The organism is Algibacter marinivivus (genome assembly GCF_003143755.1).
GTDB classification, from domain to species: Bacteria; Bacteroidota; Bacteroidia; order Flavobacteriales; family Flavobacteriaceae; genus Algibacter_B; species Algibacter_B marinivivus.
On the sequence record NZ_QFRI01000001.1, the window covers coordinates 324,702 to 349,430 of the forward strand.

Annotated in this window: 12 protein-coding genes; 11 read left to right on the forward strand and 1 reads right to left on the reverse strand. The window is 32.7% G+C overall.

Annotated features, from left to right (window positions below; all coding sequences use genetic code 11):
• Positions 1–9 precede the first annotated feature (9 nt).
• The 11 genes from DIS18_RS01595 (at position 10) to DIS18_RS01645 (ending at position 21,205) form a co-directional block, all read left to right on the forward strand.
• Positions 10–3,918 (forward strand): hybrid sensor histidine kinase/response regulator transcription factor, encoded by a 3,909-nt coding sequence (locus DIS18_RS01595; protein ID WP_109351296.1) that lies wholly within the window; start codon positions 10–12, stop codon positions 3,916–3,918.
• A gap of 141 nt (positions 3,919–4,059) precedes the next feature.
• Positions 4,060–7,218 (forward strand): SusC/RagA family TonB-linked outer membrane protein, encoded by a 3,159-nt coding sequence (locus DIS18_RS01600; protein WP_109351297.1) that lies wholly within the window; start codon positions 4,060–4,062, stop codon positions 7,216–7,218.
• A 57-nt stretch (positions 7,219–7,275) separates the two neighbouring features.
• On the forward strand, positions 7,276–8,955 hold the full coding sequence (locus tag DIS18_RS01605) for a RagB/SusD family nutrient uptake outer membrane protein (protein ID WP_181363968.1): 1,680 nt from the start codon (positions 7,276–7,278) through the stop codon (positions 8,953–8,955).
• Between the two features lie 13 nt (positions 8,956–8,968).
• Positions 8,969–11,338 (forward strand): glycoside hydrolase family 3 N-terminal domain-containing protein, encoded by a 2,370-nt coding sequence (locus DIS18_RS01610; RefSeq protein ID WP_109351299.1) that lies wholly within the window; start codon positions 8,969–8,971, stop codon positions 11,336–11,338.
• Between the two features lies 1 nt (position 11,339).
• Entirely contained in the window at positions 11,340–12,980 is a 1,641-nt protein-coding gene (locus DIS18_RS01615) for a sulfatase family protein (RefSeq protein WP_109351300.1), read from the forward strand.
• A gap of 1 nt (position 12,981) precedes the next feature.
• Positions 12,982–14,580 carry a sulfatase gene (locus DIS18_RS01620; RefSeq protein WP_109351301.1) on the forward strand — a complete coding sequence of 533 codons (1,599 nt, stop codon included), beginning with the start codon at positions 12,982–12,984 and terminating at the stop codon, positions 14,578–14,580.
• A 103-nt stretch (positions 14,581–14,683) separates the two neighbouring features.
• Positions 14,684–16,120, forward strand: a complete 1,437-nt coding sequence (locus DIS18_RS01625) for a sulfatase (protein WP_109351302.1) — start codon at positions 14,684–14,686, stop codon at positions 16,118–16,120.
• Positions 16,120–17,205, forward strand: a complete 1,086-nt coding sequence (locus DIS18_RS01630; protein WP_109351303.1) for an endo-1,4-beta-xylanase — start codon at positions 16,120–16,122, stop codon at positions 17,203–17,205. Before DIS18_RS01625 ends, DIS18_RS01630 begins: the two co-directional genes overlap by 1 nt.
• Before the next feature lie 2 nt (positions 17,206–17,207).
• Positions 17,208–18,635 (forward strand): sulfatase, encoded by a 1,428-nt coding sequence (locus tag DIS18_RS01635; protein ID WP_109351304.1) that lies wholly within the window; start codon positions 17,208–17,210, stop codon positions 18,633–18,635.
• An 11-nt stretch (positions 18,636–18,646) separates the two neighbouring features.
• Positions 18,647–19,498 (forward strand): alpha/beta hydrolase, encoded by an 852-nt coding sequence (locus DIS18_RS01640; RefSeq protein WP_109351305.1) that lies wholly within the window; start codon positions 18,647–18,649, stop codon positions 19,496–19,498.
• A gap of 3 nt (positions 19,499–19,501) precedes the next feature.
• On the forward strand, positions 19,502–21,205 hold the full coding sequence (locus DIS18_RS01645) for a sulfatase-like hydrolase/transferase (protein ID WP_109351306.1): 1,704 nt from the start codon (positions 19,502–19,504) through the stop codon (positions 21,203–21,205).
• Positions 21,206–21,279: 74 nt separating this feature from the next.
• Here DIS18_RS01645 and DIS18_RS01650 read toward each other — a convergent pair whose 3' ends face one another.
• Positions 21,280–24,711 carry a T9SS type A sorting domain-containing protein gene (locus tag DIS18_RS01650; protein WP_181363969.1) on the reverse strand — a complete coding sequence of 1,144 codons (3,432 nt, stop codon included), beginning with the start codon at positions 24,709–24,711 and terminating at the stop codon, positions 21,280–21,282.
• Positions 24,712–24,729 lie beyond the last annotated feature (18 nt).

Consider the following 24,729-nt stretch of genomic DNA (forward strand, 5'->3'; position numbering starts at 1 on the left):
AAATCTATATTGAAATTAAAAATCTTTCCATTTTTAATTATTGTTATAACCTTTTGTAAACTCACCTTTTCACAAAGTGATATTGAGTTTCAACAATTAAAAGGTTCAAACGTTTCAACACAGAGTATAACCTATGCCGTGGCTCAAGACAATGTTGGAAACTTATGGGTTGCTTCTGAAGAAGGTGTCTTAAAGCATAATTCTAAATTTTACAAGATTTATAATACTTATAATGGTTTGCCTGAGCTATTCAGTAACCGTACTACAGAAATATTTATAGATTCAAAACAAAATATTTGGATTGGTTCTGAAAAAGGGGTTTGTCTTTATGATGCTAATTTAGATGTCTTCAAAATGGTTAAAAGTAATTTAGATATCAATCCCTCATTGGTAGCTACGATAAATGAAGACAACCAAGGTAATATATGGATTGGAGGATTTAATGGATTATGGAAATATGATGTAAATTCTAAATCAAAAGAACTTGTTAGGATTATTAGTAATCATAATATACAGAATTTAAAAGCTTATCAAAATCAAATCATTTTAGGCACCACAAATGGTGTATTTATATATGATAGAGATACTAACGTTTTTCAAGAAAAAACAATTGATAATAAAATAAATAATATTACTCTAATATCTCAAATCGAGGATTATATCGTTTTTGGTACAAAAGCAGGCAAACTCTTTAAGTTTATCCCAAATACTAATCGAGTTTTACCTATTTATCTAGACACCAATTTAACGCATCCTATAAAAGGTGCTTTCAAAAATAAAAACAATGGTATCTACATTGCTACAGATGGTAATGGACTTTATTTAGTTGATAATAATTTTTCAACCTTAAACCACTTTAAAGAAGACACAAATAACCCTAACGCCTTATCAAGCAACGGTGTTTATGATATTTTACTTGGAAAAGAAAATATTTTATGGGTAGCAACTTACGGTGGCGGTATTAATTATTTAGATTATAACCGCTTACCCTTTCAGAAAATACAGCATCGCTTTAATGATAAAAATAGCTTAGTCTCAAATTTCACAAGATCTATTGCTAAAGACAGTAATGGTAATTTATGGTTTGGAACAAAAAAAGGAGTTAGTATATGGAATAAATCAAATAATTCATGGAAGCATGTTACTAGCCTTTCAAAAGGCAATACAAATAACGAAGACATTGTATTAGCTTTAGAACCCGATGATCAATTTATGTGGATCGGGACTTATAATAATGGTCTTTTTAAAATGAATATAAATTCGCTTAAGAGTGTTCATTACAACTCAAAAAATAAAAATCTTATAAAAAAAATATATGCTATTTATAAAGATTCAAAAGAAAACATTTGGGTTGGTGGTATAGAGGGAGACTTAGCAGTAATTGATAAAGTGAACAAAATTGACACTTATCCAATCCAACAATTAAAATCTATAAAAGAAACCCGTAAAGGTGATATTTTAGTTACAGGAAGATATGGCGTTTATAAAATAAACCCGCTTACTAAAGGATTTAAATTAATTGAGGCTTTAAAACCTAACAAAAATAGGCTTGCTTACTCTACCATAAACAGTATTTATGAGACTAAAAACAATGATTTTATTTTAGGAACAAATGGTGAGGGTATTGTCTTTTACAATTCTAAAAATAAATCTATCAGAAAGTTAAAAGTAAAGTCTGGAATGCCATCAGATATTGTTCAGGGTATCATACCAACTTCAGATTCCAACATTTGGGCAAGTACAACAAAGGGGTTAGCGCACATCCTAACCTCTAAAAAAGATACGGTTATTAATGTGTATGATTGGAGAGATGGATTAGCAAGTACAGAATTTAATTATGGAAGTTACAAGAAACTTAATGATAGTTTATTAGCATTTGGAGGCGTTAATGGGGTTACACTATTTAATCCTTTCAATATTAAGGGTGAAAGCTACAAACCAAAGTTAGTTTTTAATGCCTTTAAATTATTCAACAAATTAATAACTCCTGGCAAAGGCATTTTGAATAAACATATAAATGAAACTGAATCTATTTCTTTAAAACACAATGAAAATTCTATAGAAATTGTCTTTACTGGTGTTTTACATAGTGAATCCTCAAAAGTTAAATATGCATATAAACTTGATGGTTTTGATAAAGAATGGTCTAATCCAAGTAGAACAAATTTTGCTACTTATACAAATTTGAGTCCTGGAAATTACACTTTAAAAGTAAAAGCGTTTAATAAATATACTATAGCTGGAGATGAAAGACAATTAAATATAGTAATCTTATCGCCCTGGTGGGCCACTAACCTAGCCTATATTGTTTATGCTTTATTATTACTTGGTATAATTGCTTCAATAATACATTTCACAAGTGTTATTATAAAGAAAAAGAATGCAGATGAGCAAATAGACTTTTTCAACAATATTACTCATGAAATTAAAACACCGCTTACTATTTTAATTTCATCACTAGACAACGTAACCGAAAATACTGATACTGGAGAAAGTTCGAAGAAGAGAATAAAAACTACAGTAAAACGTATAAACTCACTTTTTGAGCAAATGCTTAATTTTCAAAAAGTAACATCGGAGGATAACCAATCTATGGATATCTCTAAAATAGACATAGACCATCATTTAAAGAGACGCATCATTAATTTTGAACCCTTAACTAAAGAGCGAAATTTAGAAATTAACCTAAATAATAATTGGAATAATGGTGAATTCTATTTCGATAAGGATGTTTTCGATAAAATTCTTCTAAACCTCATCTCAAATGCTATAAAGTATTCTTTTGAAAATGGCACAATAATTATCAATGCTGAAAAAACAAACAAAAGTGATTTAAAAATAGAAATTATTGATGATGGTTTAGGTATTCCTAAAGACCAGCAAAAATTCATTCTAAAACGCTATTACAGAGCTAGAAACGCTATTAATAGTCAACGTCCAGGAACTGGTTTAGGGCTTATGATGGTTAAAAAACTTTTAGAAAAAACAGGAGGGTCAATTGATTTTGTAAGTGAAGAAAATAAAGGTACAACGTTTTCTATTCTTTTAAAGAATTTAAAATATGAGTATAACAAAAAAATACAATTAAAAGAAAATACAATTAACCACTTAAATACTGAAACCGAGGATCAGTCTGAAATAGACACATTTAGTGACAGTAAAATATTAATTGTTGAAGATAATGATGAGCTACGTGGTATACTTGTAAATACGCTTGGTGTTTATTTTCAAATATTTGAAGCCAGTAATGGTAAAGAAGGCTTAGAAACTGCATCGCAAATATTTCCTGACTTGATATTAACAGATCTCATTATGCCAGAAATGGATGGTATGGAAATGTCTAAACAAATAAAAGATGATATAAACCTGAATCATATTCCTGTGTTTATGCTAACCGTTTTACAAAACTCTGATCAAAAACTAGAGAGTATAGAAACCGGTATTTCTGAATATATTGAAAAACCTGTAGATATTAAGTTTCTACTTGCTAAAATGGTTAACACATTAAAGTGGCAAAAAAAGCTTCGTGAAAAATATGTTCATGATAATGATGCTGATAATGCATCGCTCTTTAGAAACAAAAACGATCAAGAGTTTCTAAAAAACCTTGAAGATACTGTTATAAATAATATAGAAAACGAATCATTCTCTGTTCATGATTTATCAGGTAGTTTTAGCATGAGTAGAACTTCACTTTATATGAAACTTAAAAACTTAGTGGATTTATCGCCTCAAGATTTTATTATTCACACTAAATTAAAATATTCTAAAAAATTACTTATTGAAGGTGAATATAGCATCAAAGAAGTCGCTTATCGTTCTGGGTTTTCAAATCCTAAATACTTTAGTACATCATTCAAAAAATTCTATAAAATGACGCCTAGTGGTTTTTTAGAAAGCCTTAAAAATAATATTTAGAAATTATTATTTTTTAAACAAAACACGCTCTAACCATTAGTTTTTATAGTGTTTTGACAATAAACAAACCTTTTGTGATGCTTTTTTAGACCTTAAAAAAGAGTTGATAGAGTAATTTAGCATAAACTAATTTAAACTATTATGAGAAAATATTTCTGTCTAATTCTTTTTATGTTACCAATAACACTTTTGGCTCAACAAACTGTAAAAGGAATAATTACTGATGACAACAGTTTACCTTTGCCCGGAGCATCAGTACTAGTTAAAGGTACAAGTACTGGAGCGGTCTCAGATTTTGATGGTAAATTCACTATTAATTTAAATAACACTCCAAGTACATTAATAATAAGTTATTTGGGATATGTTACTCAAGAAATAATAATAACATCTCAGCAAAATATTACAGTGACCCTTGAAGGAGACCAACAAAGTTTAGACGAAGTAGTTGTTATTGGATATGGAGAAGTTAAAAAGAAAGATTTAACAGGAGCAGTTACATCAATAAAACCAACCGAGGTTATTGCAGAACAATCAAAAGGTATTGAAGATGTTATTAGAGGTAGATCTGCTGGTGTTCAAGTTATTGCTAATGGTGCTGAACCAGGAGCATCCATTTCAGTAAGAATTAGAGGACTAAGTAGTTTAACTAATAATTCTGAGCCATTATATGTAGTAGATGGTATTATCATAGACTCTGCTACAGAAGACACACAAGATCCTTTGGGAGGTTACATATCTCAACAAGCAGGTTTAACTGGTGTAAATCCGCAAGACATTCAAAGTATAGAAATTTTAAAAGACGCCTCAGCAACTGCCATTTATGGGTCTCGTGCAGCAAATGGTGTTGTTATAATTACTACAAAAAAAGGAAAAAAAGGAAATGCTAAATTTAATTTTACTAGTACAACATCAACTGGCCATGTAGTAAGAAATATTGATGTATTAGATGTTGAAGGGTTTGCAAACTATCAAAACGAGGCTAAGTTATCTCTTGGTCAGGTAGAACCTTATTCTATATCTCCAAATGGACAAGTATTTACAACAACAGATGACCCTACATTGGTAGAAGGAATTAATTGGGCTGATGACACCTACAGAAAATCGTATGTAGTTAAAAATAGATTATCAGTTAGCGGCGCTGGAGATAATACAAATTATTATGTTTCTGGAGGGATGACAAGAAACCAAGGTACATTTCCGAATGCATTAGCAGAAGCATTTGATATTAATGCCAATATAAAACATCAATTCAATGACAAATTTAGTATAAGAGCTAAAGCAGCAGCAACCTTTACAGATTTACAAGCCTCTAAAGGTCCTGATGAAAATGGTGGCGCAAATAATAGTATGGTGCGCCAAGTGATATTGGCTGCTCCAATTTTGGATTTTGCTTTAAATAATAACGATGCAGAAGACGTAGACGAAACACTTGATGGCCCAAGAGCATGGACGCAAGAATATGATGATGACGCTACAGAAACTCGTTTATTAGCATCTTTTGATCTTCAATATAAAATATCAAAAACATTAAAATACCGACTACTTTTTGGTGGTGATTACAGAAAAAAAGAACGTACATTTTGGTTTGGCACTGGCTTACGAAAAGGTAGAGATCCCAACGGACTTGCGGGAGTAAGTACACTAGACAGGTTTAGATACAATATTGATAACACCATTATGTATAATAAACGGTTTAATAAAAATAATAGAATTAACGCCACAGCTGGTTTTTTAATTGATAAAACAGATATTGAAACATCTCGTTATTCTGCAAGTGATTTCCCTGATTTATCATTAAGAGCAGATGGAATAGATACAGGTCTTAACAGAACAGCTACTATTTTAGGTAGTGAATCTCCAACTATATTATCATTTATTGGTCGTGTTAACTATACACTATTTGATAAATATTTATTTACGGGAACTTTTAGAGCAGATGGTAGTAGCAGATTTCCAAAAGGTAATCAATGGGGGTATTTTCCAGCATTTTCTTTTGCTTGGAAAGTCATAGAAGAACCTTTTTTAAAGAATCAAAAAACAATTTCTAATTTAAAACTGAGAACAGGTTATGGCGAGGTAGGTAATCAAAATATAGCATCTTACAGATTCCTATCGTTATTTAACAGAACTGATGGAAGTTTAGCTGATTCAGAAGGAAATGGAACGCTAATACCTATAATTCCACTGAATCTTGCAAACGAAGAATTAAAATGGGAAACATCAAAACAATACAACGCTGGAATAGATTTTGGTTTCTTTGATGATAGAATTAATGGAACAATAGATGTTTACCAGAAAAAAAGTTCTGATTTGTTATTAAACGTTCCTTTAGGACCTAGTGCAGGTTTCAATTTTATAACTGCTAATCAAGGTGGTATTGAAAATAGAGGTTTAGAAATTAGTTTAAATGCAGATGTTATAAGAAATGAAAAAACAAATTGGAATGTTTTTGCCAATATTTCTTTTAATAGAAATAAAATAACAAGTTTAGGTTTAGACGCCAAACCATTTGGTGCTTTAGGAAATATTGTGGCTTTTGAGGGTACACAAATTGCTGGAGGAACTTTCTTTAAACAACCAGCAAATATTTTTATTGAAGGCGAACAAGCTGCTTTATTCTATGGTTATGAAACCAACGGAATAATCAGAACAGAAAGCGCATTAAAAGATACACCAACAGGAGATCCTTTAACATACAAAGGGCAAGATTTACAGGTAGGTGATGTCCAATTTGTAGACCAAAATAATGATGGCGAAATTGATGAAAACGATAAAACCATTATTGGAAATCCAAATCCAGATTATACGTTTGGTTTTGGTTCATCATTTGAATACAAAAATCTTTCGTTAAGTATTTTATTCAATGGCGTGTATGGTAATGATCTTGCTAATGGTAATATATTAGAATCTGGATATGCTAATACAACACCTAGAAACGTACGTTCTGAAGCCTATTATGATGCCTTCAATGCTGTTACAAATCCAGATGGGAATTATCCATTTGTTGGTGTTGATGGTTCTACAATTTATACCACAGAATTTAATGATAGAGCTGTTGAAGATGGAAGCTTTTTAAGATTAAGCTATGTAACTTTAGGCTATAATGTGCCATTAAAAAGTAAAACTATTGACAGTTTGAAATTTACACTATCTGGACAAAATTTATGGTTACTTACAGATTATACTGGTTTTGATCCAGAAGTTAGCAGTTTTGCTTACGATCCATTAAGGTCAGGTGTAGATTGGGGCTCTTTCCCAAATCAAAGAACTTACGCATTTGGTGTAAACATTACCTTTTAAATTATGGGCTTGAAGAAAAACATAAAATCAGCACTTATAATATCAAAAAACAAACACATGAAAAATACAAGAATCAGCTTTCTAATTTTCTCTATAATTGTGATGTGCTTCTTTAATTGTGAGCAACAATTAGAGGATATTCCTGAAAACGATTTATCTGCAGATCAACTTTTTGCCGATGAAGAAGGAACAGAACAAGCAGTAAATGGTATGTACTCACAATTACAAGGGTATGATTATTATGGTGCAAGAATGAGACTATTGCTTTGGCCTCATTCTGGAAAATATCAGTCTAAACAAAACGCAAATGCTGACGCTAATCAATTAAGCATCTCAAATAATAACCTTAATTTAGATAGATTATGGCGTGGTATGTATCAAACCGTAAATCAAGTTAACACTGTTATTCTTTATGTTAAGGATAGAGACTTAGACAACAAAGACACCACTTTAGGTCAAGCTTACTTTATAAGAGCTTTAGTCTATTTTGATTTAGTACGTATGTTTGGAGAGGTGCCTTTAAGAACTGCACCAGCAACCGTAGATGATATTAATATTGCTAAAAGTAGCAAAGAAGCAATCTACAATCTTGTTATTTCAGATTTAAAAAAAGCGTTAGACTTATTACCTAACAGAGGGGAATATCTTGATGGACGTCCAATTAAATATGCAGCTAATGCCTACTTAGCAAAAGTTTATATTACTCTAGCTGGCGCTAATGATGCCACAGAACAACCTGAAAATTTTAATGCTGTAACAGAATCTGAAATTACAGTAGCAGATATTACCAATTTTTGGGAAGAGGCAAGAGGTGAACTAGATGAAGTTATTAATAATGGTGGTTATGCATTAACAACCACTTTTGGAGATTTATGGGAAGAAGGCATTGGAAGCAGAAATACTTCAGAATCTATTTTTGAGCTTCAATATGGTGCAACAGGTGCTTCAAGAGATAATGATATTATTCGTGATGTAGTTCTTGCAGGACATCCAATAGTAGCAGAAAACACAAACACATTTGGAAGAATAAGACCGAATAAAGAAATGTTTAACGATCATATCATTCAATATTCTGGTGAGGATTATTCTGGTGTAGATTTTATATCAGCTGGTTCTGGTAGAGATATTATTAATTTAGATACAAATGTAGCAGATCCTAGAATTGATGAAACTTATATATTCAATTCATACACAAGAACAAATAATAATAGAAATGTAAATCTGTTCCCAAGAGTTAACAGAGGGAATAATGCTTATGCGCATTTAAAAAAATACAAAGATTTAACTTATAACGGTACCAATACTTTTAATAACATTATTCTAATGCGCTATGCAGATATTTTATTGATGCGTGCTGAAGTTGAAAATGAAATTAACGGGCCTTCAAGTGCCTATGCTTTTGTTAATCAAGTACTACAAAGAGCAAGAACAACTGAATCTGGAACTACTCAAGAACCTGCAGACTGGGATGCTACAAGTATACCTTCTAAAGAAGTGTTTCGCGAACGTATCATGAAAGAGCGTGAGTACGAATTAAATGGAGAAGGTCATGAATGGTTTGATATGAGACGAAGAGGTTTAGGTCGGTTTCAAGAACAAATAGATCATCATAACGCGGCAGTTACATTCTATAGTTCAGAAAATAACAGAGATTTTATTTTTGAAGATGTTGAAAACGAAATGACTTTACCAATTCCTTCAGCAGAATTATCAGGAAACAATTTAATTAACGAATAGAAGAATTATTACAATGAAACGAATTTCATATATATTACTAATTTCTCTTGTATCTACATTTTCATGTAAGGAGACTAAACATTCTCAAACTGAAGATGGAAATCCAACATATCAAAATGCAGAAGCCTCTGTTGATGATAGAATTGAAGATTTAATGTCTAGAATGACTCTAGAAGATAAAGTCCACCAGATGTGTCAATATGTTGGTTTGGAGCACATGAAGCATGCGGAAAACAATATTACTGCTGCAGATTTAGATAAAAATGACGCTTTAGGTTTTTATCCTGGTATGCTTAGTAAAGATGTTGGAATACTTGCTAAAGAAGGGAAAATAGGTTCTTTTCTTCACGTGGTTACTCCAGAAGAAGCCAATGAGTTGCAAAAACTAGCACAAGAATCACCATTAAAAATTCCTTTATTAATTGGTATTGATGCTATTCATGGTAACGGATTAGTAAGTGGTTCAACAATTTACCCATCCCCTATTTCTCAAGCTGCAACATTTGCAGATGATTTAATAAAAGAAGGAAGCCGTCAAACTGCTCTAGAAATGAGAGCCAATGGTATGCATTGGTCTTTCACACCAAATATAGATGTATTACGCGACCCACGTTGGGGGCGTACAGGTGAGACTTATGGCGAAGACCCCTATTTAGTTGGAAACATGGGTATTGCAACTATTAATGGTTTACAATCTAGTAACTTTTCTGGTGAAAATAATGTAATTGCTTGTGCAAAACACCTTATTGCGGGTAGCTCATCAATTAACGGGCTTAACGCATCGCCTACCGATGTTTCTAAAAGAACATTATTCGAAATCTTCTTACCACCATACCGTCGCGCAGTTCAAGAAGCAAATGTATATTCTATAATGGCTGCTCATAATGAAGTTGCTGGAATGCCTGGGCACATGGATAAATTTATGATGAATGATTTAATGCGTGATCGTTGGGGCTTTGAAGGCTTTTATGTAAGCGATTGGAATGATGTATCAAGAATTGCACTTTGGCATCATGTAGCAACAGATTTTAAACAATCTATCGAATTTTCAGTAAATGCAGGAATGGATATGAATATGCATGGTCCTGTTTTCGATAAACATTTAATTGAATTGGTTAATGAAGGTAAAGTTGATGAAGCTCGTGTTGATTATGCATGTAGAAAAATTTTAGAAGCTAAATTTAGATTAGGTCTTTTTGAAAATCCTTATGTAGAAATCGAAAAATCAAAGGAAGTTAACTTTACAGAAGCACATCAAAAAAATGCATTAGAGCAAGCACGACGTGCTATTGTTCTTCAAAAGAACAAAAAAGGGTTCTTGCCTTTAGCTGAAAAAGGTAAAGGAAAAACCATTTTCATTACAGGACCAAATGCAAATAATCAAACCACTTTAGGAGATTGGGTATCGCCTCAACCAGAAGAAAATATTATTACCATGGTTGAAGGAATGAAATCCATTGGTGAAGAAAATGGATATCGCATTAATTATTTCGATTCTGGTGATCGTTCAAAAGAAATTACAAAAGCTAATATAGATAGAGCAGCTTATCATGCAAGTCATTCAGATATTATTGTTTTAGTATTAGGTGAAAACTCTTTCCGTCATGACTGGAAGCGAAAAACTACTGGAGAAAATATTGATAGAGCTACCTTAAAACTATCTGGTAATCAAATGAAATTGGCAGATAAAATGTTTGAATTAAATAAACCTGTTATCATCGTTTATGTAAGTGGAAGCCCAATTGCAGAACCTTGGTTAGAACAACGTGCAGCAGCAGTTGTAAACACTTGGGAAAGTGGTGCTTTTGCTGGACAAGCAACTGCCGAAATACTATTCGGAGAAGTCAATCCTTCTGGGAAACTACCATTAACAGTACCTCGTAGTGTAGGTCAATTACAAATGGTTTACAACCATAAACCAACGGCTTACATTCATAAATACAACACAGAAAAGAAAGTACCATTACATCCTTTTGGTTTTGGGTTGAGTTATTCAAAATTCGAATTGTCAGCACCTAAAGTTTCAAAAGCAGATTTTGCAGGTATTAATGATTCTATTGAAGTTACTGTAGATGTTTCAAATAAAGGAACAATGGATGGCGAAGAAGTAGTTCAACTTTATATTAGAGATGATGTGAGTTCATTCACAAGACCAGTAAAAGAATTAAAAGGCTATAAACGCATTGCTGTTAAAGCTGGAGAAACAAAATCAGTAACCATTCCTATTTCTGCTGAAAGTTTAGCCATGTACGACAAGGATTTTAATTTCGTAGTAGAACCAGGAACATTCACAATTATGACTGGAAACTCTTCTGCTGATAAAGATTTAAAGGAAATAAAAATCTCAGTAAAAGAAAGGATTACACTAGATAAAAACATATAATATGCTAAAAAAACTCAACATAATAGTAGTCTGTGCGTTGGTCTTGTTTTCTTGTAAGAACACAAAAAAAGATCAAGCTTTAAATAGTGCGTCTACTTCAGAAACCACAAGACCAAATGTTATTTACATTATGGCTGATGATTTAACTACACAAGCCATAAGCGCCTATGGTGGTATTTATAAAGACATAGCTCCTACACCAAATATAGACAGAATAGCTTCAGAAGGCATGCTATTTCAAGACGTATTATGTACAAACGCTATTTGTGGCCCTAGTCGTGCTGCTATTTTAACTGGAAATTATAGCAATCGTAATGGCTATTATAAAAATGAAAGTGGCGGAAAGTTCGATATAGAAAAATGGACGTTCCCTCAAGAATTTCAAAAAAATGGTTATCAAACCTCTTTGTTCGGAAAATGGCATTTAGGAACAGAACCTCAAGGTTTTGATGTATTTAAATATCATAACTCCGCAGGACAACAAGGGCATTATTGGGATCCTGTTTATAATATGAATGGTGAGGATACTAAATTAGAAGGCTATTCTACAAATTTGAGTACAGATTTTGCAATGAATTGGTTACAAGAAGGTAGAAAAAAAGATGCGCCTTTTATGATGGTATTACAATATAAAGCGCCTCACAGACCTTGGCAACCTGACACCAAATATGAAAAACTTTGGGAAGATATTGAAATGCCTTATCCTGATACGTTTAACGATGATTATAAAGGGCGTGAACTAACAGCAGGAGACACAGAAATGACAATGGATTATTTCTCTCGTAGAGACATGAAATTTGAAGAACCAGCAAACCTTAAAGGAAAAGAAAAAATAAAATGGGCGTTTTATGGTGCAAAATCGGGAGAGATTGTACAACCTGAAGGATTGTCTAGAGAAGAAGGAAAAAAATGGAGATATCAAACTTATATCAAAGATTATTTAGCATGTGTTAAATCTGTTGATGATAACATAGGTCGTGTTTTAGATTATTTAGATGCTAATGGTTTAACAGAAAACACCATTATTGTGCTAACTTCAGATCAAGGTTTTTATTTAGGAGACCACGGTTTTTTCGACAAACGTTTTATTTATGAAGAATCTATAAGAATGCCGTTTATGGTAAAGTATCCTAAATTGGTAAAAGCAGGAAGTGTTAATGAAGATATAATAACAAATATTGATTTTGCACCTACCCTTTTAGATTTAGCAAACATTAAAACCACGCAGCAAATGCAAGGTAAAAGTTTTAAATCCATGCTATCTGGAAAGACACCTAAAGATTGGACACAAGCCATGTACTATCATTATTATGAATTTCCATATTGGCATCATGTACAGCCTCACTACGGCATCAGAACACAAAAATACACTTTGGCACATTTCTATTATAATATTGATGTTTGGGAATTATATGATTTAGAAAAAGATCCAAGCCAAATGAATAATATCATCAACGATCCGCAGTACTCAAATGTTATTGCAGATTTAAAAAATCAGCTAAAAGATTTAATGAAAATTTCTGGTAACGATAAATCATTGGCAGATTTCAGGATGATTACAGACACAGATTTTGGTTCGATTGTCGATCATAAAGATGATGAGACTTCTGTACAAGATGTTTTAACTGGTAAAAATAATTAATATGAAAAAGACACTTTATATAACCTCTATTATTGCTGCCATTATTTTTACAGCATGTAATGCAAAAAAATCAACAACTGATAAAAATTCTGAAGTACCTGCAAAAAAGGTAACAACAAGTTTAAAGGCAAAAAAGAACATTCTTTTTATAGCTGTTGATGATTTAAAACCATTATTATCAAACTATGGTGAAACGCAGATGATAACACCAAACTTTGATCGTTTGGCAAGTATGGGGATGACATTTACAAATGCACACGTACAATATGCCGTTTGTGGGCCTTCTAGAGCAAGTGTGATGACTGGAGCTAACCCAGATAAAACCAAGGTTTGGGATTTACATACTGATTTTAGAGAGTCTGCACCAAATTTAATGTCTATGCCAGAATATTTAATTACTCAAGGGTATCAAACTACCGCAGTTGGTAAAATTTACCATAAAGGAAGTTCGGCACCAGGTCATGATGGTAAAAGCTGGAGCCTGCCTCATCAATTACCAAAAAACTACGATTCTAAATACGGACCTGCTGCTTTTGAATATTATCAAGATCCAGAAACTAAACGCAAAATGGCTGAATTAAAAGATGAAGCTATAGCTAAAGGAATTAAAAAAGGAGGAAAACAACGTACTTATGTTTTCAAAAAACTAAAACCAAGTTCTGAAAATGCTGATGTAAGTGATACTGCTTACCAAGATGGATTATATACTCTAACTGCTTTACAGCAACTTAACGATTTAGAACAATCTGACAAACCATGGTTTTTAGGCGTTGGTTATCAAAAACCACATTTACCTTTTGTAGCTCCAAAAAAATATTGGGATTTATACAATAGAGATGATATTGAGTTGGCAAAATTTCAACAACTAGCAGATGGCACTCCAAAATTTGCGTACCATTCTTTCGGAGAATTAAGAGCCTTTAGTGATATAGACAGTAAATTAGGTATAGGCGATAAACTACCTGAAGCAAAACAACGAGAACTTATACACGGGTATATGGCGTGTATCTCATACATCGATGCACAAATAGGCATCTTATTAGACAACCTAGAAAAACGAAATATTCTTGATGATACCGTAATAGTACTTTGGGGTGATCACGGATGGCATTTAGGAGACCATACCGAATGGTGTAAACACTCAAACTTTGAGCAAGCAACTCGTATTCCATTTATGTTTGCTGGCCCTAGAGTGAAAGAGAATCAAAAATCACATCATCCTGTAAATTTAGTAGATTTATTTCCAACAGTTTTTGATTTGGCAAATGTGCCACAAAGTGAACAAACAGATGGAAAATCATTAGCACCATTATTAGATAATGATACGTCTACTTCTATAGAAACAGATTTCGCATACCATCAATACGCACGTGGTAAACGTATGGGGTACTCCATAAGAACAGACCGTTATAGATATACGGAGTGGCACGATAACAATTACAGAAGCTTTGGAAATTACAATCAAGATAATATTGTTGGCATAGAACTTTATGACTACGAAAAAGACCCATTAGAGACCAAGAATTGGGCAGATAATGCGCAGTATACTTTAATTGCAAAAGATTTAAAAAGTAAATTAAAATCACACTTAACAAAATGATATAATTAGTGACTAATTCAAATAAAGTGATGGTTATAAACCATCACTTTATTTGGCATAGTTTGTGAATTTAATTGATTTTAAAAGATTTCAATGTATTAAAATGAAAAAGACTACTTTACTTTTTACTTTCTTTTTGTCTGCAATACTATTTGCTCAAAATAAGCCAAACATCCTTATTATTCATACTGATGATTTAGGCTATCACGATTTAAGTATTACAGGCTCCCAATTATACAATACACCAAGTATTGATAAACTAGCTAAAGCATCGGTTGCTTTTACAAATGCTTACAGTAGTTATCCACGATGCACACCATCTCGTTATGGAATGATTACAGGCATGTATCCTGTAAATGAAAACAAAGGTAATTTGGGTGCAATTCCAGAAGACAAAAACATGATTAAGCAATTTGTAAATGCTGGTTATAATACCTCTTATGTTGGTAAATGGCATTTAGGAAAAGGCAAAAGCAATCCAGATAAATTCGGATTTTCACATATTTACGCCGCTGGAGAAGCTGGTGGAATTGGGAGTCGTTTTTATCCGTTTAATACCCAAAAAAATGGTAAACCGGCAAAATATGATGTTCCAAACGTAAAAGAAGACGGAAAAGAAGGCGATTATGCTTCAGATTTATTAACTAATGCGACTATAAATTTCATAAAAAACAATCCAAAAGACAAACCGTTTTTAGCAGTTTTAGCTTACTACGCAGTACATACACCAATTGAAGCTAAACCAGAAGATGAAGCCAGAAATAAAGAACAATTAAAATCTATTGATTTTGGTGATACTCCTGAATACATAAAAGAAGGCGAAGGCAGACGAAAAATGCGTCAAGATGATGCTGCTTATGCTGGTATGGTTGAGAATGTAGATGAGAATGTTGGTCGTTTATTGCAAACTCTGAAAGATATCGGAATCGATAAAAATACAATCATCGTATTCTCATCAGACCACGGTGGTTTATCTAATGATGGAAATAAGAACGAACGTCACTTAGCCACAACAAATCTTCCACTAAAAGCAGGAAAAGGGCATTTATACGAAGGTGGTATTCGTGTCCCTTTATTTATAAAATGGACTAAAGCGTTAAAACCAAAAAAAGACGACGAATCTATCGTCTTAGGAATGGACATCTTCCCTACCCTTTTAGATTTAGCAATTGACAAAAAAATTGAAGGATTAGATGGACAAAGTTACGCTTCAGTTTTAAAAGGAAAAGACAATTGGAAAGACAGGACAGTATTTTGGATTTCCAAAAAAGCGAGACCACATAGTACAGGAGATAGTAAAGCTGCAGTAGTTCGAAGTGGTAATTATAAGCTAATCCAATTTTTAGAAACAAAAAACATAGAATTATACAATCTTAAAGAAGATATTTCAGAGGAAAACAACCTTTCAGATAAAGAACCTCAAAAAGCTAAACAGATGCTTCAACTACTCAAAGATTGGAAAAAAGAGATGTTGGTGCCTGAACGTTTAAATGTTGGAAAGAAACCTAAAGGAGATAAAAAAGGAAAAAAGAAAAACTAATGAAAAATATATACATCTTATTTATATTTTATGTCATGTCTTCTTGTGCGCAACAAAAAGCACCTATAAATAGTTCAACAGAAAAAAAATTCAAAAACAAATTGCTTATTGGGGCTACACTAAACTATCACGAATTAAATACAAAAAAGGAAAAGTTATTTTTAAAAGATTTTAAATACTTAACGCCTGCAAATGCAGCAAAACAAAGTGCAATTCATCCAAAGCCAAACGTATGGCATTGGAATAAAATAAATGATTTTATTGATTTCGCTGATAAAAACAAACTAGTTGTTAGATTACACGGACCTATAAGTCCGCAAGCCTCTAAATGGGTGAAAACAGACGAGAGAACTCCCGAAGAGTTAGAAACTATATTAGTAGAGTTTGCTTCAGCTTTCGCTATGCGATTTAATAATGAACCTTCTGTAAAATGGATGGATGTTGTTAATGAAACCATATTAGCTAATGGCGATTGGTTTGGACCAAAAGAAGGTGTTGACAAGTGGGAAAACCCATGGCTAAAAATTGGATTAGATGACAATGGATACCCGCTTTATATTTTAAAGGCTTTTGAAATAGCTACAAAAAACGCTCCCAATTTAAAACTAGTTTATAACCAAAACGCTGGTATGGAAGATAAAATTTGGGATAAGTTAAAAGAAACGGTTTTATACTTACGCTCCAAAGGCTATCGTGTAGATGGTATTGGTTGGCAAGCACATTTATTATTAGGCGCAAAGCGAAAAGATTTTGTTGACAATACTGAAGTAACCATGCAAAAACTTTCTAATTTAATAGATTGGGCGCATGCTAACAAGCTTGGTTTCCATGTTACAGAATTAGATTATTTGGTAAAAGACATATCCATATTAGATGCTGAAAGACAAGTTCAAAAAAGAGTATATCAAAGTATAGTTGATGTTTTATTGAAAAAAAGTAAAAACGGAGAAATTACACTAAACCTTTGGGATTTAGGAGACCGTTATAAAAAAGGTATGGGACAATTTCAATCTATTTATGATTCAGAATTTAACCCAACACCTGCGTATGATGTGATTAAAACAGCTATTGAAAAACAGAACTAAGCATGAAGATTTCAAAATCATTTTTAGTAATTCTACTTTTAACATGTGTTTTTAATTGTAAAACAAAAACAATTTCTTCAGAAAAAAATACTGTTTCTGAAACAAAAAAACCTAATATTCTTATTATTCATGTGGACGATTTAGGCTTCCATGATTTAGGTATAAATGGGAGTAAAATTTATCAAACACCAAACATTGATGCTTTAGCAAAACAATCTGTTATTTTTAATAACGCTTACGCAAATTATCCACGTTGTGTACCCTCTCGATACGCGATGATGACTGGGAATTATCCCATTCAAAATGGCAATGTTCCAGATGATGGTTTTAAAATGGATGGTATACCTAACGATAAAAACTTCGTGAAAAACATAAAAGCTTCAGGGTATCAAACTGCTTATTTTGGAAAATGGCATTTAGGAAATGAAGAAAGTTTAAAAGATTTTGGATACGATTTTAGTTTTGCCGCAGGTCATGCAGGTTCGCCAATTAGTTTTTTATACCCTTTTAATGTGGCTAAACGCGGTAATGGAAAATCAAAAAAATCGCCTATTCCTGATGTAGATAACGTGAGTAAAGCAGGTGATTATTTAATGGACGTGATGACCGATAATGTTGCTAAATATATTACCAACACAGATAAAAACAAGCCTTTTATGGCGATGTTTTCTTTTTACGCAGTACATCAACCTCTTGAAGCAAAAGAAAAAGACATTAATCGTAACAAAGAAGAAATAAAAAACTTTGACTTTGAAAATCAACCAGAATTTATAAAAGAAGGAACAGGACGAACTAAAATGCGTCAAAACCATCCTAAATATGCAGCTATGGTTGAAACCATGGATGAAAACGTTGGTAGATTATTGCAACTTCTTAAAGACTTAAATATTGATGATAATACTATTATTGTCTTTTCTTCAGACCATGGTGGATTATCAAATGATGGTACAAAAAAACGAGATTTAGCAACTTCAAACTATCCGCTTCGCGCAGGAAAAGGTTGGCTGTATGATGGTGGTATTAAAGTGCCGCTATTTGTAAAATGGACTAATCATTTTCAGCCTAAAACCGATGACAATTCTATTGTTATGTTAATGGATGTTTTTCCAACACTTTTAGATATTACCACTAATAAGTCTTTAAACACCAACGGAAAAAGTTTTCTTCCTATCTTAAATAATGAAGCAGAATGGGCAGACAGAACTGTGTTCTGGCATTCTTCAAAAGCACGACCTACAAATACTGGAGACACAAAATCTTCCGCCATTAGAAAAGGAAATTATAAATTGATTAATTGGTATAAAGAAGAGAGAACAGAGTTGTATGATATTTCAAAAGACCCTTCTGAAATGAATAATATTTCAGAGCAAAATCCAGAATTAACGCAAAAGTTATTAAAGGAATTAAATAGCTGGAAATCTAAATTTTAAAAAGATAAACTATGATTAAAAAAGCACATCACTTAGGCTTATTAGCATTTTTGATGATAAGTTTATCTGCATGGTCTCAAAATTATAGTCATATAAAAGCGGAGACCATCGAATACAAAAAAATAGATACCATAAGCCTTAAACTTCATATCTATAAACCAGAAAATTTCAATCCAAACAAAATCTATAATTGCATCGTTTTTTTTCATGGTGGTGGTTGGAATGGTGGAAATCACAAAGCATTTAGAAGACAATCTCAATATCTTGCTTCTAGAGGCATGATAGCAATATCAGTAGATTACAGACTTAAAAACACGCATAACACCACACCTTTTGATGCGGTTAGAGATGCAAAATCTGCCATTCGATATGTTAGAAAACATGCTAAAGATTTATGCATAGACCCAAACAGGATTGCCTCTGGTGGAGGTTCTGCAGGTGGTCATTTAGCCGCCGCTTGTGGAAATATAATAGGATTAGAAGAAGCCCATGAAGATTTAACAATATCGTCTAAACCAAATGCTCTTGTTTTATTCAATCCAGTATACGATAATAGTAAAGAAGGTTTTGGTTTTAGAAGAATGAATGGTAGACATCTTGAAATTTCTCCGTTGCATAATATCTCAAAAGGTGCGCCTCCAACCATTGTGTTTTTTGGAACTAAAGATAAAACAACTCCAGTTTCATCTTCAAAAGCTTATGAACAAAAAATGCACGACGTTGGAAGTAGATGTGATTTGTTCTTATATGAAGGACAAGAACATTCTTTTTTCAATAGAGGACAATATTTTACAGAAACACTACGCGAAACTGATATTTTTTTAGAATCACTAGGTTACTTAACGGGAAAACCAACCATCTAAAACATGAAGCATTTAGTATCCATATTTATAATCATTTTACTAGTTTCATGTCATTCAAAAAACAATAAAAAACCTACTACTCCGTCTAAAAAATCACAACCAAATATTGTTTGGATTGTTACAGAAGATATAAGTCCTACCCTATCCTTTTATGGCGACAATACAGCTAAAACACCACATTTAGATGCTTTAGCTAAAGAAAGTTTAGTCTTTGATAATGCCTTTGCAGTAGTTGGAGTTTGTGCACCTACACGTTCATCAATAATTACAGGAATGTACCCAACAACCATTGGAACTATGCACATGCGTACAGGGCAAGACGTCATGAATTTAGGTAAACGCACTTATAAAGAAACAGATAGAACTGATTTAAAAGGAAATGCAATCATACAATATTCGGCTGTAATTCCAGAAAACGTAAAATGCTATACTGAATATCTTCGATCAGCTGGTTATTACTGTACCAACAATCAAAAAACAGATTATCAATTTGCAGCTCCAGTTACAGCTTGGGATGAAAATAGTAACAAAGCGCATTGGCGTAATACACCAAAAGGTCAACCATTCTTTTCAGTATTTAATATTGGTACAACCCACGAGAGTCAGCTTTGGAAAAAAAGCAATTTACCCTTAACTGTAAATCCTAAAGATGTAAAAGTTCCTCCTTACCTCCCAGATAATGAAGCTACCCGAAAAACTATAGCAAGACATTACAGCAATATCGAATTAATGGATACTGAAGTTGGTGCATTTATCAGTCAATTAAAGAGTGATGGCTTATATGAAAACACCATTATTTTCTTTTATAGTGACCACGGCGGACCATTACCAAGACAAAAACGAGAGATTTATGATTCTGGATTGAAAGTCCCTTTTATGGTAAAAGGTTTAGCTAAAAAGGGAAGAACAAATCGTATGATTTCATTTGTAGATTTAGCACCAACCATGTTAAGTTTAGCAGGAATTGAACCACCAAAACATTTGGAAGGACATGCCTTTTTAGGAGAGTTTGAAGCTAAAAAACGAGATTATATTTTTGGAAGTTCTGATCGTTTTGATGAATTTACAGATAGAATTAGAGCAGTTAGAAATGAACAATTTTTATACTTGCGTAATGATTTTCCAGAATTAACAAAATACAAAGATGTAGGGTATAGAAAGCATGTACCCATGATGCCAACTTTTCTTGAATTAAAAGAAGAAAACAAACTAAATGACACGCAGCAACTTTGGTTTGAAACTAAAACCAAAGAAGAATTATATGATTGTAAAGCAGATCCTCACAACATCAATAATTTAGCTGAAAATCCTCAGTACGCTTCAGTTTTAACAAAAATGAGAGCAACACTAGAAACACACTTAAAAAACAGACCTGATTTAGGATTACAACCCGAAGCGAAACTGATTAACGAAATGTGGCCAAATTTTGAGCAACCTATTACTGATAATGTTACGTTGAGTACTTCGACTGCGCTCAGCACAGGCTCTGTCGGAACGCCTCATGGCAAAACTATAACGCTAACATGTGCTACACAAGGGGCTTCAATAGGTTATTATGTTTCAGACAAACCAGATGAAAAGTTAGATTTGAATAGCAGATGGCAGTTATATTCTAAACCAATTTCTGTTGCAAAAGGGAAAACAATTTACACCATAGCGCAGCGTATAGGCTTTAAAGAAAGTAAAATAGTTAGTTTGAAGCTGTAATAAATACCATTACTCACAAAAAAAGTCCAGTAAAGTCTGAAAAAACTCTACTGAACTTAAACAACTAAATTAAACTAGTCCTTTATAATCTTCTTAACGGTATTTAGGTTATTATCTCCAGTAATCTTGACAAAATAAAGTCCAGATTCTCCAAGTATATGAAATTCTGTATTATCTAAATCATCATAATGATTAGATAAAACAGTTTGTCCTAAAATATTATAAACGCTAATATTTACGTTATTATAGGTTTTATTTAAATTTAAATTTATAGTTCCGGTTGTTGGATTTGGATATATTCTAATTTTTTTATCTGCTATATCATCATTACTTAATGTCCCTGAATAAGTTTTACCAACAACTTCAATTTCAGCAAATTTTAGTTTAATATTACTTGGGTGTGATGAGTGAATCCTCATATAACGACCAATGGCATTCAAATTATTTTTAGAAAATTTAAGTGTTGGTGTACTATTTTTTTGGTACTCATAATCTGCTTCAGCTTGAGAACCAGAAAACGTGGTGCTTGAAAAAGGTGTGTCTGAAATAAATACTGAAAAATTCTTAAAATGATTAGATGGAGTTTCAATACCAGAGCCGTTAATCTCAACAGTATTCCAAATATCAAAATAGCTAATTAGTTTTTCTTCGCCAAAATCTAAATCGTAGTAGGGTTCTATTTCATTTTTTGTATGCGAAAAACTGCCAACAGGTACTAATCCTCTTTGATAATATTGTGCATTTATTCGTCCGTTATTATTGCCATCAATCGCTTTTTCGGCTTCTAAAGTTATAGTTTTTACCCCGTGTGTACCATCATCATAACTTAAATCGTTTCTTGTGGAACTTTGAGATACAGTTGCTAAACGGCTAATCAATTGATTCTTTGGAACAAGTGCTGATGCACTCTCTACCTGAGCATTAGTAAATACTCCAGAGGCATTCATAATTTTTACGCGAACTGGAAATTCAGTATATTCAAAAGAACGTCTATTAGGTAAATTTTCTTTGATGATAAAATACAATTGATCGTTATCATTTACATCTTTATAAACTCCATTTGCAGTAAGATATTCTTGAAACTTAGCTTGAGATGCAAACTGATAGATACGCTTCGGATAACCTTCTCTTAGGTTTCCTTGAGCTAGTGCCTGTTGAATTCCCATATCATAACATCCAAAATCATCGGTTATAACACCATCAACTTCAAAACGTAAAGCATTTTCGCCCGTTTCAGTATAATCAACTTCTAAAGTAGAATCATCTATAATAGTAAAAGTTGTTGGTCTAGATACAATATCACTCGAACTTAAATGAATTGTATTATCAGAATGTTCAGTATAACTAAAACTTGCATTTACATCTGGATTATCTACTTGTAATTCATAAAATTCTCCAACGTTAATAGTTTGCAGATCTATAAAAATCCACGGTGTAAAACCATTGTTTCTTGTTTTTGGACCATCTGAAGTATTCAATACAACTCTAGATACTTTTACACCATGTTCCAAATCTACAAGTTTTAAACCTTCAAAAGTTTGATTATGAGAATGTTTCCACATATCAATTCCCAATGCATTATTAGGATTATCACCAGATATAAAAACATCCTTAAATGAATAATCTGCTTGATAAGTAAGCTGTAAACCTGTTTTAGTTCCCCAAGCCTTAAAACCATCAAAAATAGAACGCGATTCGTGATTAACACCCATATCTCTCTCTACAGAACGCAACCCGAAATTAGAATCAATAACTAGTGTGTTTTCCATAATTAATGCTGCTTCAACGGGCATTACCCCATCACCTTCTTTACTATAACCATTAGTGCTTAATGGAAAGTTGTCCACCTCATAACCCACTCGAGTTGTAGCTAAAGCTTGCGCATCTAATCTATCTAGATTGTTTACAGAATTATTCATATTGATAACACCAACACCGCGAACAACATTTGCAATCACATTATTTCTACACAAAATAGCGCGCCCCTTCATACCCAAACCTTCACCAGAAAACAAATAATCATCATGATGTAAAGATGCCGTATAAGGGTCTATATTATGACCTGAGCTAACATTAACCACTAGATTATTATCCCAAGTACCCGTTTCACTTCCTGTTTCAGAAACAATACCTGCACCAACAACATTATAAACTACGTTTTGTGAAACATTAGCGTGAGAATCGTGATGTGTAATTCCCCAACCAGGATTATCCCAAACCACATTACCTGTAACTTGTGCCATATTAGAACCTAATGCCGTTCCTAATTTATGTAAGTGAATAGAATAACGACCTCGAGAATTAGTAACTTCGTTTACTGGAATAGCTCTCATTTCTGCACACTCTTGACCTAGAGCTGATACTTTTGATGTAAATACAACAGGCTCTAACCATTTATCCCAAACAAAATCATCTAATATTTTTGATTTATCTGTACGACCTAATCTTAAAAATTGTGCATTTTTTATTTGAACATTAGTATCGTTATGCATTGCCATAACATGTCCTCTTTGTGAAACTACAGTCGTAGAAGGAGATTTAAACACAATATTTCGTGTAAGATTACCAACAAAACAATGTAAATTATCTGCTGAACGCCCTTCATGGTTTTTATTTAGACTTGAGCTCAAATTAATTGTAGTTCCAGAAATACTTTGAATAACAACTTGATCTTCTCCATTATTTGATGCTGAGGCGTTTCCTCCGCTTGTAATAATAATATCGTCGTTAGTTTTCCAACCTGTAGGCACTTCCGAAAGCTCAATGCTGTTTTGACCTGAAGTGGCATCTGCTGCTAATTTTACCATATTAAGTTTTTCCTGTCCGATAATTTCTAGTTGCCCCATGGTTACCATACCCAAACTTAACTGCTTTGGATCCCAGCTATATCTACCCAAAACACCAATACCATCATTAACTGTTGTTCCTGTACTTTCTATAATTTTAAAATCACCATTATCAGCTTGTTCAATAGTATTGTATCTATCATCTCCGTCTCCTGTTCTTGTTTTAAAAGTCACTATACCATTATCTCTAAAATGAGTTTCGGCAGCTACATTCCAAATATTACTACCTGCCCGATAAGTTTCAATATCAAAAGGTTCAATATCAATAACAATCTTACCATCAGAAGCATTATTTGCTAAAAATGTAACATAAGAAGAATTCATAGCAAAAAACGTATCAAACTTTAATCGTGTAGTTTGGTTAGCATTGGTTTGTTTGCAATTAAAATTACCATCAACTCTAATGGCAAAAATATGGTCTGCAGAAGAACCTTCATAATCAACAGTAATAGCATTTGGAATATAAACAATAGCTCCTGTTGAGGGAATTGTACCCGTATTCCAAGTAGCAGTATCAAACCAAGACCCGTTTTGGGTTGCTGTATGTGTTGCTAAATTTGAAGGTAGAGCATTCATCATATCCATTTGCGCTATAGCATTAGATATAAACAAACAACATAAAGTAGAAAGCAATAATTGTTTAAAGTAGAAATGTTTCATGAGAATAGATTTATTCAT